Here is a 13,021-nt window from a genome sequence, read left to right as displayed (position 1 = left end):
CCTCTGCTCCTGTCCGGAATTCAGTTCGGCTTGCGCCACCAGCTTGGCAGCTGATAGCCGAATATGGGGGTCTTTTGCGGATGTTCCAGATAATTCCAGTAAGCGAGCCATTGCTGCGCGTTGTATTGCATCGGCACCATATAGTTGCCGGAGATCAGCAGCCGGTCGAGGACACGAACGGCGGCGACATAGTCTTCCTTGGAACGCGCCCTCAGCATCGCATCGATCGCCGCGTCCACGGCCGGGTCGGCGACGCCGGCAAGGTTGAACGATCCTTCGGCCCTGGCGGCGGAAGAACCCCAGCGGCCGATCTGCTCGATGCCCGGCGACAATGAGTTGTTGAAGCCGCTGGAGCCGATCAGCACCTCGAAATCGAAACGCTGCTTGCGCGACTGGATCTGGTCGCCGTCAAGGCTGCGGATGGTCATCTCGATGCCGATCTTCTCCAGCGTGCGCTGGTAAATGGCGGCAAGCCGCTCCTCATCCTGCGAGGCGGTCAGGATCTCGAAGCCGAAGGGATTTCCCTGCGGGTCGTGCATCACACCGTCCTTGACCGTGTAGCCCTCGCTCTTCAGCAGCTCGAAAGCCACCCTCAGCACCTTTCGGTCCTGGCCCGAGCCGTCGGTGACCGGCGGCCGCCAGCTGCCGTCCATGACATTGGCGGGCACGCGGCCGGGGTAGGGCGCCAGCAGCGCCTTTTCCCTGTCGTCGGCCGGATGGCCGAGCGCGGAAAGCTCGGAATTCTGCCAGTAGCTCATGGTCCGGCTGTACTTGCCGCCGAACAGGTTCTTGTTCGCCCATTCGAAGTCGTAGAGCATGCCCAGCGCGCGCCGGACGGCCGGGTTGGAGAACTTCGGCAGCCTGGTGTTGAACAGGAACCCGGTCACGACGGGCGGAATGCCGGTGTCGAAGGTCTCGGCGACCACGTCGCCCTTGCGGAAGGCAGGAAAGTCGAGATCGCGTTCGCGCTTGACCGGGTCGGTCTCGTCGTCGATGGCGCAGATGCCTTTCTTGAACGCCTCGGTCTTGGCGTTGGCATTTAGGAAGTACTCGATGGTGATCTGGTCGAAATTGTCGAAGCCGCGCTTCGAAGGGACATCCTTGGCCCAATAGTCGGGATTGCGCTTGAACACGATGCGCTGGCCGGGCACCACCTGCGCCACCGTGTAGGGGCCGCTGCCGGTCACAGGCTTCAGCGTCGTCTTGTCGAAGCTGTCCTTGTCGAAGGCATGCTTCGGGATGATCGGCGTCAGCGCGACGATCAGCGGAAACTCGCGGTCGGCCTTGTCGTTGAAGGTGAAGCGCACGCTGCGGTCGCCGGTCTTTTCCAGCTTGGCGATCTTGGCCATGCGGTCGCTGTAGGGCGGGCGGCCCTTGTCGGTGAACACGTCGTAGGTGAACAGCACGTCCTCCGGCGTCACCGGCTGGCCGTCCGACCATTTTGCGTTGGGATTGAGATGGAACTCGATCGACTTGCGCTCGGGATCCATGTCGGCGCTGTCGGCGAGCAGGCCATAGAGGCTGAAGGGCTCGTCATAGTTGCGCTGCATCAGCGGCTCGAAGACCAGATTGCCGTAGATCGTATCCATCATGCCGCGTGCCGTGGTGCGCAGGCTTTTCAGGATGAACGGGTTGAGATTGTCGAAGCTGCCGACGACGCAATAGGTGATGCTGCCGCCTTTCGGCGCATCGGGATTGACGTAGTCGAAATGCGTATAGTCCGCCGGCAGCGCCGGCTCGCCCTGCATGGCGATGGCATGCTTCGGCTCCGACAGCGCCGGTCCAGCAGCAAGGGTCAGAAACGAGGTCGCGGCGATCAGCCAAACGAGAACGCGGCCCATGACCGTCTCCTTGCCAGGCGGCTTGATGATTCGGAATGCACCCTAGAGCATTTCGTGCTCCGATTGAATCGTTACGGCACGGGGACCGAGCTGCAGGAGCTCGGCGACCGCGGGCGGCCGGCGGAGCTGCGCCAAGAATTGCGGCCGACGGGCTGGATTCGCCATCGCTGGCAGTGTAACAGGCGCTCCGAAGTCATGCTGTTGCCTCATTTCGGCAACAGGTAGCAGGACCACACGGCACGAAGAAGCCGGTCCCGGGATCATTGAGAGGAAGTACACCATATGACGAGCCTGAACAGCAACGCGTACCGCCTTTCGGTCCTGGCCGCAGGCGTGATCGGCTTTCTGGGCGCAGAACTTCCGGCTGCCTCCGCGCAGCAGCAGCAGATTCCGCAGGGCTGGTTCAAGGCCTGCACCAAGCAGGAAGATGTCGACATCTGCAATGTCCAGAACATCGTCACCGCCGGCAACGGCCAGCTCGTCACCGGCATCAGCCTGATCGAGCTGAAGGGCAAGGTGAACCGCAAGGTGTTCCAGGTCACGGTCCCGACCGGCCGTCTGGTCCCTCCCGGAATCGGCCTGCAGATCGACACCGGCAAGGCGCAGAAGCTCGACTATGTGATCTGCTTCCCCGACCGCTGCGTGGCCGAAGTGCCGCTGACCGACCAGCTCGTCGCCTCGTTCAAGAAGGGCCAGGCGATCACGCTGACCTCGGTCAATTTCCAGAACCAGCCGAACCCGATCAAGGTCGCGCTGACCGGCTTCAGCGGCGCCTATGACGGTCCGCCGCTGCAGCAGTCGGACATCGAGGACCGGCAGAAGAAGCTGAAGGACTTCGTGGCCAAGAACAACCAGGACTTCGCCAAGAAGCTCAAGGAAGAGCAGGACAAGGCGAAGACCGCCAACTGATCGCCGGGGACTCCTGAGGGAGTCTTCCGGCTTCGAAAAAAAGCGGGGCATGCCCCGCTTTTTTTGCGCCTCAATGCCGCGACTGTCGTTTCGGTTCGTAGCGACCGTCCGGCCGCTTGTCGAACATCTCGCCGATCTGCGGATGGCGCACCGGCTCGCCCGACTTGTCCTCGAGCAGGTTCTGCTCGGAGACATAGGCGATGTATTCCGTTTCGGAGTTCTCTGCGAGAAGGTGATAGAAGGGCTGGTCCTTGCGCGGCCGCACGTCGGCCGGTATCGCCTCGTACCATTCCTCGGTGTTGGCGAATTGCGGGTCGACGTCGAAGATGACCCCGCGGAACGGAAACAGCCGGTGGCGAACCACTTGTCCGATCGAGAATTTGGCCGTTTTCATCGCACTCACCACTCAGGTTCCAAGGCGCCGTCGGTGACCGCGCAAAGGCGCCTAAGATCTTGAATTTACGCGCTGCGCCGCCAAAAATCGACCCCGACTTTCGGTTGGTGCCTATTTGGCGCAGACGCCGCGTCAATTCAACGCCAAAGCACCGCTCCTATGCCAAGCAACGAGCTGGCGGAGCCGAGGGTTTCCGGCCTGCGGCGGAAATGTCCGGCGAACCTACCGCCGGGACTGCTTGCGCAACCCGCCGGCAAGCGCCTGGAAGCCGCTGCCGGGCCTCAGCCCTTCGCGCATGAAAAAGGCGCGCAACGGCGCGAAGCTGCCGAGCACGCCGAGGCCGGCGCTGCGCGCCAACTGCGCCGGCAGCATGTCGGAGAGCAGGGACCTGTTCAGCAGATTAACCGCGCTGCTGCGCGCCAGAATGTCGGGCCGTCGCCTGGTATCGTAGGTCGCGAGGCACTTCTCCGACCCCGGATCAGAGCTATTTTCGCTGGCGATTCCAATCAGGTCGTCGATATCCCTGATGCCGAGATTGAGACCTTGCGCGCCGATCGGCGGGAAGACGTGCGCGGCCTCGCCAACCAGCGCCACCCGGTTTTGCGCAAAACGCCCTGGCGAGGCGGCCGACAGCGGATAGACCTGCCTGCCGGGGTCGACGGTGACGCGCCCCAGCATCGACTGCATCTGCTCTTCGACGCGCTGCGAGAGCGTTGCGTTGTCGAGCGCCGCCAGTTCCGTCGCCGTCTCCGGCTTCACCACCCAGACAAGGCTGGAACGGTTGCCGGGCAAGGGAACCTGCGTGAACGGGCCGGTCTCGGTGTGGAACTCGGTCGAGGTGAAGGCGTGGTCGCTGCGGTGGCTGAAATTGAGAACCAGCGCCGCCTGTGGATAGGAGCGCACCGATGCGGCGATGCCAGCCGCCTCGCGCGCCGGCGACAAGCGCCCGTCGGCGGCGACCGCCAGGGAGGCGGAAATCTCGCTGCCATCGGCAAGCACGGCATGGGCATGGGTGGTGTCCAGGCGCCAGCTCTCGACCATCGATTTCCGCCATTCGATGCCCACATGCGCGGCAACCGCCCTGGCAAGGGCTGGAACAAGCACGTTGTTGGGCAGGTTCAAGCCGAACTGCTCTTCGCCGATTTCGCTGGCGCGGAAGGTGACCGTCGGGCTGCGGACCAGCCGCCTCGTCGCGTCGACGATGCGCATCACCTTCAGCGGCGCGGCCTTTGGCTTGAGTTCCGCGAGAACGCCCAGCCGCTCGAGGACTTTCAAGGCAGGGTTCATCAGTGCCGTGGTGCGGCCATCCTGGCCATTGGCTTCCGGGCCTGCCAGCGTCACCGCAAAGCCGGCCTCGGCAAAGCCGAGCGCCGCGATCAGCCCGGCCGGACCGCTGCCGGCAACCAATATCCGCGCTGTCTTGTGATGATCCAAATCCGGTATCCAGATCGCAATGCAGGCCCAACTGGCCGCCAACGTCGGTATAGGCCCGATCGCACGGCTTGATCAACGCGGCGATTCGGCTCATTTCGGGTCCATGACCGGCCAGGACCATGATTTCAGCCATCTCGACCGGGCCGGCCGCGCCACGGCGAGCGTCGCGCGCAACCCCCGGCTGGCGGTGACCGTGGCAGTGGGCGCGGCGATCATGCTGGCCTGGCTCACGCTTGGGGCCATGGCGATCCGCAGCGCCGAAAGCCGGATAGCGGGCGCCTCGGCCCCCGGCGATTTCATGCTGAACAACCTGCCACCGCTGCCGCTGCCGGATTTTGTGGACCGGTTTTTCGCTCTCTGCCTGACACCGGCGCCGCTTGCCGATGCAATCAGCGCCCAGGCGCCGGCGCTTGTCCTGATGTGGTTCCTGATGGCCGTGGCGGCGATGCTGCCTTCCGCAGCACCAATGATCCGCACCTATTGCGAGATCGCCGATACCGCCCGCATCAAGGGCGAGCCGGTCGTCCACCCGCTGGTTCTGGTCGCCGGCTATCTTTGCACATGGCTCATCGCTTCGGCGCTGTTCGCGGGGCTGACCCTCGGCGTCCATGCTTTTGCTCCGGCGGGGCAATTGCTGGATCCGGTCGTGGGCATTGCCGGAGCGCTGGCCTTGCTGGTCGCAGGCCTCTACCAGTTCAGCGGCTGGAAGGAAGCCTGCCTCACGAAATGCCGGAACCCGTTCTCGATCCTGTTCTCAAACTGGAGCGCGAAACCCCAACGCATCTTCCGGCTCGGCCTGGAACAGGGCCTGTGGTGCCTCGGCTGCTGCTGGGCGCTGATGCTGGTGATGTTCGCCGTCGGCGCAATGAACATCTTCTGGATGGCGTTGATCGGCCTGTTCACCCTGATCGAAAAACAGACCCAGGGCAGGGTGGCAAGCCGGGTCGCCGGTGCGATACTGCTTGTCTGGGGCGCCGCCCTGCTATTAGTTTCGGCCTGAGGGGGAGAAGTCGATGACGGATCAGGGCTGGGCAATGAAGGGAGAGCTCGTCCTCTCCTGCAATTGCACGGTTTTTTGCCCCTGCGTGCTGTCGCTCGGCAGCCATCCGCCGACCGAGGGTTATTGCCAGACTTGGGCAGGTTTCCGCATCGACGCCGGCCATTTCGGCGACGTCGACCTCTCCGGGCTCAATCTCGGCCTGGTGATGGAAATCCCCGGATATATGAGCCGAGGCAACTGGACCGCCGGCCTGTTCATCGACAAGCGCGCCTCGGTCTACGCGGTCAAGGCGCTGACCAAGATCTTTACCGGCAAGGCAGGCGGCACAACCGCGCTGCTCTCCATCCTGGTTGGAAAATTCCTCGGCGTCGAACAGGCGCCGATCACCTATGAGACGCGTGACAAGACGCGTATCTTCCAGATACCAAAGATCATCGACGGGGCGGTGACGCCGGTTCCCGGCAAGGACCGCGAGAAGGATACGGTGATCAGCAACTCCGAATACTGGATCGCGCCGGAAATCATCGTGGCTAAGTCCGACAAGAGCAAGATGCGCGCCTTCGGCCGCAACTGGAACTTTGCCGGCCGTTCGGCCGAGATCTGCAAACTGGACTGGCGGGGCCCGTGAGCAAGAACACTACGGCCAGGAAAGCCGCCAAGAAAATCGCCGATCGGATTCCGCGACCGAAGAAGAAGGTGACGTGGCCGCAGGCGCGCGCCTTTTCGGTGCACCTGCTGACGGCATCGGGCTCGTTCCTGGCCTTCCTGTCGCTGGTCGCGGCGAGCGAGCAGCGCTGGACGGCGATGTTCTGGTGGCTGGGCCTGGCGCTGTTCGTCGACGGCATCGACGGACCGATCGCCAGGAAGCTCGAGGTCAAGGAGATCCTGCCGACATGGTCGGGCGAGCTCCTCGACAACATCATCGACTACGTGACCTACGTGCTCATCCCGGCCTTCGCGCTCTATCAGCGCGGCTTCATGGGCGAGAAACTATCCTTCCTGTCGGCGGCCATCATCGTGGTGTCGAGCGCGATCTACTATGCCGACACCGGCATGAAGACGAAGGAGAACTTCTTCAAGGGATTCCCGGTCGTCTGGAACATGGTGGTGTTCACGCTCTTCGTCATTGAGCCGGGGCAGTGGGTTTCCTTCGCCGTGGTGGTGGTCGCCGGCATCCTCACCTTCGTGCCGATCAACTTCATCCACCCGGTTCGCGTGGTGCGGCTGAGGCCGATCAATCTCGGCATGACGCTTTTGTGGTGCGCCTTCGGCGCGCTGGCGCTGGCGCAGGCAGCGCTCGCCGCCTTCTACGACCAGATCGGCGTGCTGGGCGAACAGGTGAGCGTCTTCACCAAGGTCGGCATCACGGTCACCGGACTTTACCTCGCCTGCATCGGCGGTATCATGCAGTTCTTTCCAAGGCTCGGCGCCAAGCCGGGCGCCCGGAAAGACTGATCCCCGCGAAGGCCGGTTCCCAGGACGGCCCGATCCCAAGAGAGACTGCCCAATGCCCAAAGCGATCCGCATCCACGCCCATGGCGGCCCGGAAGTACTGATCTATGAGGACGCCGATCCGGGCCAGCCAGGCGCCGGGCAGATCCTGATCAGGCACACCGCGATCGGCCTCAACTTCATCGATGTCTACCATCGCTCGGGCCTCTATCCGCCGCCCGGCGGCTTTCCGCTGATCCCCGGCGGCGAGGCGGCCGGCGTGGTGCTCAAAATCGGTGCCGACGTCGATTGGCTGAAGCCCGGCGACCGCGTCGCCTACGCCGTCAATGTCGGCGCTTACGCCGAGCAGCGGGTCATTGCCGCGGACCGCGTGGTGAAGGTGCCCGACGGCATCAGCGACGAGCAGGCGGCGGCGATGATGCTGAAGGGCATGACTGCGGAGTATCTCCTGCGCCGCACTTTCAAGGTGAAGGCGGGCGATACCGTCCTGTTCCATGCGGCGGCCGGCGGCGTCGGCCTGATCCTCGGACAGTGGGCCAAGCATCTCGGCGCCACCGTCATCGGCACGGCGAGTTCCGCCGACAAGATCGAGCTCGCCAGGGCGCATGGCTTCGACCATGTCATCAACTACAAGGAGCAGGATTTCGTCGCCGGCGTCGCCGCCATCACCGGCGGCAGGAAATGCGATGTCGTCTACGATTCCGTCGGCAACGATACGTTTCCCGCCTCGCTCGACTGCCTGAGGCCGCTCGGCACCTTCGTCAGCTTCGGCCAGTCCTCCGGGCCGATCCCGCCCTTCTCGATGTCGCTGCTGGCGCAGAAGGGCTCGCTGTTCGCCACCAGGCCGACGCTGTTCGTCTACAACGCCAGGCGCGAGGATCTCGTGGCGTCGGCCGAAGCCCTGTTCGACGTCGTGCTGAGCGGTGCCGTAGAGATCAAGATCAACCAGCGGTACGCGCTCAAGGACGCCGGCCGGGCGCATTCTGATCTCGAAGGAAGGCGTACGACGGGCACGACCGTCCTCATCCCCTGATGTCGTCGTTTTCGGCGGTTTGCCGCCGCCGTAAGCATTGGTCGCCCGAAAAGACAGCTCCCGATTTTCGTGGCCTTGCGGAGTACTTTTTTACCGCTTGAGTTTCCGCTGAAATTCTTGAAGCTCTTTCAAGTCGCGTGCCGCTTTCCGACGGGAGCCGGCCGCGCATACCATGCTTGCGGGAACACAGAACATATCTGGCAAACCAGATGGGAGGCACTGTGAGTGCAAATCACGACAGCGCGAATCTGCTTGAAGTTCGCGGGCTGACCAAGATTTTCGGCACGCTGACGGCGTGCAACCATGTCGACCTCAACATCGCTAAGGGCGAGATCCACGCGTTGCTCGGCGAGAACGGCGCCGGCAAGTCGACGCTGGTCAAGATGCTGTTCGGATCGCTGGAGCCGAATTCGGGCGAGATCTTCTGGGACGGCCAGCCCGTCCGGATTGCCAGTCCCGGCGCCGCCAAGAAGCTCGGCATCGGCATGGTGTTCCAGCATTTCTCGCTGTTCGAGGCGCTGACTGCGGCCGAGAACATCGCGCTGTCGCTGGACGACGGCTCGCCCATCAGCAGCATCGCCGCCAAGGCGCGGGCGCTCTCCTACAGCTACGGCCTGCCGCTCGATCCGGAATCGCTGGTCGGTGACCTCTCCGTCGGCGAACGCCAGCGCATCGAGATCATCCGCTGCCTGCTGCAGACGCCGCAGCTCATCATCCTCGACGAGCCGACATCGGTGCTGACGCCGCAGGAAGCCGACAAGCTGTTCGAGACGCTGGAAAGGCTGCGCTCAGAAGGCAAGTCGATCCTCTACATCTCGCACCGGCTGGAAGAGGTCAAACGCATCTGCGACCGCGCCACGGTGCTGCGTCACGGCAAGGTGGTCGGCCATTGCAATCCGCGCCAGGAAACCGCCGCCTCGCTCGCCCGCATGATGGTCGGCAACGAGGTGAAGGCGGTGGTGCGCGCGCCGGCCGAAGGCATCGAGACGGCGCCGGCGCTGCTCGAGATCCGCGCGCTGACCCGCAAGCCGGCGACGCCGTTCTCGATCCCGCTGAGGAACATCAACCTCACCGTGCGCGCCGGCGAGGTGATCGGTATCGCCGGCGTCGCCGGCAATGGCCAGGGCGAATTCTTCGAATCCGTCTCCGGCGAAGCGCTGCAGCCGGAGGCCGGCTCGGTACGCATCCGCGGCAAGGACGCCGGCGGCATGAGCATCACCGGCAGGCGGCTGATGGGCGCTGCCTTCGTGCCGGAAGAACGGCTCGGCCACGGCGCCGCGCCGCGCATGAAGCTGTCGGAGAACCTGCTGCTCTCGCGCCACGCCACCGACGGCAAGGCCTTCGTCGGCTCCGGCGGCATGGTCAAGAGCGCCGCCATTTACGCCGCTTCCCAGCGCATCATCGAGGTGATGGACGTTCGCAAGAGCGCGCCCGATCCGGAGGCCGCGGCATTGTCCGGCGGTAATCTGCAAAAATTCATCGTTGGGCGCGAGCTCGACCGCAAGCCAAGCGTCATGGTGGTCAACCAGCCGACCTGGGGCGTCGATGCGGGGGCCGCCGCCCACATCCGCCAGGCACTGATCGAACTGGCGCGCAGCGGCTCGGCGGTGCTGGTCATCAGCCAGGATCTCGATGAGCTGTTCGAGATCTCCGATGCGATCGCGGTGATGCACAATGGCGAATTGTCGAAACCGCTGCCGATCGCCGAGGCGACCTTCGAGAAGATCGGCCTCTTGATGGGCGGGGCCGAGCCCGGCCACGCCGAACACACGCTGGAGACGGCATGATGCGCCTCGAACTCGTCAAACGCCCGCAGCGCTCGGCGCTGTTTTCGGTGCTGTCGCCCTTCATCGCATTCGCGCTCACGATGGTCGCAGGCGCCATCATGTTCGCGCTGCTCGGCGTCAACCCGCTCAACGCCTTCACGATCTATTTCATCGAGCCGATCAGCCAGGTCTGGCAGCTGCACGAGCTGGCGATCAAGGCGGCTCCGCTGATCCTGATCGCGGTCGGCCTGTCGGTCTGCTACCGGGCCAATATCTGGAACATCGGCGCCGAGGGCCAGCTGATCTTCGGCGCCATCTTCGGCTCCATCATCCCGGTGGTGTTCCCCGGCTTCGAAGGGCCGCTGGTGCTGCCGCTGATGCTTATCCTCGGCATGTTCGGCGGTGCCGCCTACGCCGCCATCCCGGCGCTCTTGAAGACGCGGTTCAGCACCAACGAGATCCTGACCAGCCTGATGCTGGTCTATGTAGCTCAGCTTTTCCTCGACTGGCTGGTGCGCGGTCCCTGGCGCGATCCGCAGGGCCACGGCTTTCCGCAGACCATCCAGTTCGGCGACTCCGCCATTCTGCCGGAGCTGATGCCGGACGCCGGCCGCGCCAATTGGGGCTTTGTCTTCGCCCTGGTCGCTGCCGTGCTGATCTGGCTCTTGATGAGCCGCATGCTGAAGGGCTTCGAGGTCCGTGTGCTGGGCTCCAGCCCGAGGGCAGGGCGCTTCGCCGGCTTCGGCTTCAACCGCATGGTGTTCTTCACCTTTCTCCTGTCGGGGGCGCTCGCCGGACTTGCCGGCATCTCGGAAGTCTCGGGCGCGATCAACCAACTGCAGCCGGTGATATCGCCCGGCTACGGCTTCACCGCCATCATCGTCGCCTTCCTCGGCCGGCTTAATCCTCTGGGCATCATCGCGGCGGGCCTGGTTCTGGCGCTGACCTATCTCGGCGGCGAGGCCGTGCAGAGCGCGCTCGGCATCTCCGACAAGGTGGCGCGCGTCTTCCAGGGCATGCTTTTGTTCTTCGTGCTCGGCTGCGACACGCTCATTCACTACCGCATTCGTCTGATCGGCTTCGCCGCGCCAAAACTCGAGGGCGCGCCCAAGCTGGAGGAGGCACGCTGATGGACATCACCGTCAACATCCTTTTGACCATCGCCACCGCGGCGACCCCGCTGCTCATCGCGGCGATCGGCGAGCTGGTGGTCGAGCGCTCCGGCGTCCTCAATCTCGGCGTCGAAGGCATGATGATCATGGGCGCCGTCGGCGGCTTCGGCGCCGGCTACCTGACCGGTTCGCCGTGGATCGGCCTGCTCGCGGCGATCGTCGTGGGTGCGCTGTTCTCGCTGCTCTTTGCCGTCATGACGCTGTCGCTGGCCACCAACCAGGTGGCGACCGGGCTGTCGCTGACGCTGCTCGGCCTCGGCCTCTCCGGCATGATGGGAACGAGCTTCGTCGGCCAGCCCGGCCAGCGCCTGCCCAATCTCGACATTCCCGGCCTGAGCTCAATCCCGGTCGTCGGCAAGCTCGTCTTCGGCCAGGATCCGGTCTTCTACATCTCGATCGTGCTGACCGCCGCCGTCATGTGGTTCCTGTTCAGGACCCGCACCGGGCTCACCTTGCGCTCGATCGGCGACAGCCACACTTCGGCGCATGCGCTGGGCATCCAGGTGATCCGCTACCGCTATCTGGCGGTGATCTTCGGCGGCGCCTGCGCCGGCCTTGCCGGTGGACATCTGTCGCTGGTCTACACGCCGCAGTGGGTGGAGAACATGTCCGCCGGGCGCGGCTGGATCGCGCTGGCGCTGGTGGTGTTCGCCTCCTGGCGGCCGTGGAGGGTGCTCGCCGGCGCCTACATCTTCGGCGCGGTGTGGATCGGCCAGCTTCATGCACAGGCTTTTGGCATTCCGATACCGTCGCAGATGCTTTCTTCGTTGCCCTATCTGGCAACCGTCGTGGTTCTCGTTCTAATCTCGCGCAACAAGCGTCTGACGATGATGAACACGCCGGCTTCCTTGGGGCAGCCATTCGTTCCGGATCGTTGACAACAACAAAAAGACGGGAAGCTCCAAGGCTTAACTCAGAGAGGTAACACGATGAAAAAACTGCTTATTGCCCTGATGACCACGACAGCCGTGATTTCGCTGGCGGCGACGGCCGAAGCCGCCGACAAGCTGAAGGCGTGCTGGGTCTATACGGGCCCGATCGGCGACTTCGGCTATTCCTACCAGCACGACCAGGGCCGCCTCGAGGTGGAGAAGGCGCTCGGCGACAAGGTCGAGACCGCCTATCTCGAGAACGTCTCGGAAGGCCCCGACGCCGACCGCGCCTTCGAGCGCCTGGCGCGTGAAGGCTGCAAGCTGATCTTCGGCACCTCCTTCGGCTTCATGGATGCCGAGGTGAAGGTGGCCAAGAAGTTCCCGAAGGTGATGTTCGAGCACGCCACCGGCTACAAAACCGGCGACAATCTCGGCATCTACAATGCGCGCTTCTATGAAGGCCGCTACGTGCTCGGCCAGATCGCCGCCAAGGAATCGAAGGCCGGCGTCGCCGGTTACATCGTCTCCTTCCCGATCCCCGAAGTGGTGATGGGCATCAACTCCTTCATGCTCGGCGCGCAGTCGATCAACCCGAACTTCAAGGCCAAGATCGTCTGGGTGAACTCCTGGTTCGATCCGGGCAAGGAAGCCGACGCCGCCAAGGCGCTTTTCGACCAGGGCGCCGACATCGTTGTCCAGCACACCGATTCCACCGCAGCCCTGCAGGTGGCGGAAGAGCGCAAGCTGCACGGCTTCGGCCAGTCCTCGGACATGATCAAGTTCGCGCCGAAAGCGCAGCTCACCTCGCTGACGGACGAATGGGGTCCGTACTACATCAGCCGCGTCCAGGCCGCCATCGACGGCACCTGGAAGCCGGACAATGTCTGGCTCGGCATCAAGGACGGCGCCGTCAAGCTGGCGCCGTTCACCAACATGCCCGACGACGTCAAGGCGATGGCCGAGGCCACCACCAAGAAGATCGCCGATGGCTGGAACCCCTTCACCGGGCCGATCGCCAAACAGGACGGCTCGCCGTGGCTGAAGGACGGCGAGGTCGCAGACGACGGCACGCTGCTCGGCATGAATTTCTACGTCAAGGGCGTCGACGACAAGCTGCCACAGTAAGCGATTGGAACATAAGACAAAAG

12 protein-coding genes are annotated in these 13,021 nt (G+C 64.0%); 9 read left to right on the top strand and 3 right to left on the bottom strand.

The window, feature by feature from the left end:
• Positions 1 to 20: 20 nt before the first annotated feature.
• Complete coding sequence (locus EN846_RS17190) at positions 21 to 1,841, bottom strand: extracellular solute-binding protein (protein ID WP_127394104.1); 1,821 nt, start codon at positions 1,839 to 1,841, stop codon at positions 21 to 23.
• Between the two features lie 282 nt (positions 1,842 to 2,123).
• Between EN846_RS17190 and EN846_RS17185 the strand changes: the two genes are divergently transcribed.
• Positions 2,124 to 2,750, top strand: a complete 627-nt coding sequence (locus EN846_RS17185; RefSeq protein ID WP_126054534.1) for an invasion associated locus B family protein — start codon at positions 2,124 to 2,126, stop codon at positions 2,748 to 2,750.
• A gap of 70 nt (positions 2,751 to 2,820) precedes the next feature.
• Here EN846_RS17185 and hspQ read toward each other — a convergent pair whose 3' ends face one another.
• A complete protein-coding gene (gene hspQ / locus EN846_RS17180; protein ID WP_128346819.1) occupies positions 2,821 to 3,144 on the bottom strand; it encodes a heat shock protein HspQ in 324 nt (107 codons plus the stop codon).
• Between the two features lie 222 nt (positions 3,145 to 3,366).
• Positions 3,367 to 4,578 carry a UbiH/UbiF family hydroxylase gene (locus EN846_RS17175; RefSeq protein ID WP_135858444.1) on the bottom strand — a complete coding sequence of 404 codons (1,212 nt, stop codon included), beginning with the start codon at positions 4,576 to 4,578 and terminating at the stop codon, positions 3,367 to 3,369.
• Between the two features lie 103 nt (positions 4,579 to 4,681).
• Between EN846_RS17175 and EN846_RS17170 the strand changes: the two genes are divergently transcribed.
• From EN846_RS17170 to EN846_RS17135, 8 genes are all read left to right on the top strand, one after another.
• Positions 4,682 to 5,578, top strand: a complete 897-nt coding sequence (locus EN846_RS17170) for a DUF2182 domain-containing protein (protein ID WP_135858447.1) — start codon at positions 4,682 to 4,684, stop codon at positions 5,576 to 5,578.
• 13 nt (positions 5,579 to 5,591) lie between these two features.
• Positions 5,592 to 6,206 (top strand): DUF1326 domain-containing protein, encoded by a 615-nt coding sequence (locus EN846_RS17165; protein WP_127311367.1) that lies wholly within the window; start codon positions 5,592 to 5,594, stop codon positions 6,204 to 6,206.
• Positions 6,203 to 7,033: a phosphatidylcholine synthase gene (gene pcsA / locus EN846_RS17160; protein WP_128275701.1), complete on the top strand. Its 831-nt coding sequence runs from the start codon at positions 6,203 to 6,205 to the stop codon at positions 7,031 to 7,033. Before EN846_RS17165 ends, pcsA begins: the two co-directional genes overlap by 4 nt.
• Before the next feature lie 52 nt (positions 7,034 to 7,085).
• Entirely contained in the window at positions 7,086 to 8,063 is a 978-nt protein-coding gene (locus EN846_RS17155; RefSeq protein ID WP_127287056.1) for a quinone oxidoreductase, read from the top strand.
• A gap of 209 nt (positions 8,064 to 8,272) precedes the next feature.
• Positions 8,273 to 9,850, top strand: a complete 1,578-nt coding sequence (locus EN846_RS17150; RefSeq protein ID WP_187331311.1) for an ABC transporter ATP-binding protein — start codon at positions 8,273 to 8,275, stop codon at positions 9,848 to 9,850.
• Entirely contained in the window at positions 9,847 to 10,959 is a 1,113-nt protein-coding gene (locus tag EN846_RS17145; protein WP_127392731.1) for an ABC transporter permease, read from the top strand. Before EN846_RS17150 ends, EN846_RS17145 begins: the two co-directional genes overlap by 4 nt.
• The gene (locus EN846_RS17140; protein WP_127392730.1) at positions 10,959 to 11,879 is read left to right on the top strand and encodes an ABC transporter permease; all 921 of its coding nucleotides are present in this window, start codon (positions 10,959 to 10,961) and stop codon (positions 11,877 to 11,879) included. The genes EN846_RS17145 and EN846_RS17140 overlap by 1 nt, the downstream gene beginning before the upstream one ends.
• A gap of 51 nt (positions 11,880 to 11,930) precedes the next feature.
• Positions 11,931 to 12,998, top strand: a complete 1,068-nt coding sequence (locus EN846_RS17135; protein ID WP_127392729.1) for a BMP family ABC transporter substrate-binding protein — start codon at positions 11,931 to 11,933, stop codon at positions 12,996 to 12,998.
• The last annotated feature ends 23 nt before the right edge of the window (positions 12,999 to 13,021 follow it).

Origin of the sequence: Mesorhizobium sp. M4B.F.Ca.ET.203.01.1.1, assembly GCF_004791025.1 — a bacterium.
Taxonomy (GTDB): domain Bacteria; phylum Pseudomonadota; class Alphaproteobacteria; order Rhizobiales; family Rhizobiaceae; genus Mesorhizobium; species Mesorhizobium abyssinicae.
Note: the sequence above shows the minus strand (reverse complement) of the source record. Positions and strands in the feature narration are given on the sequence as shown.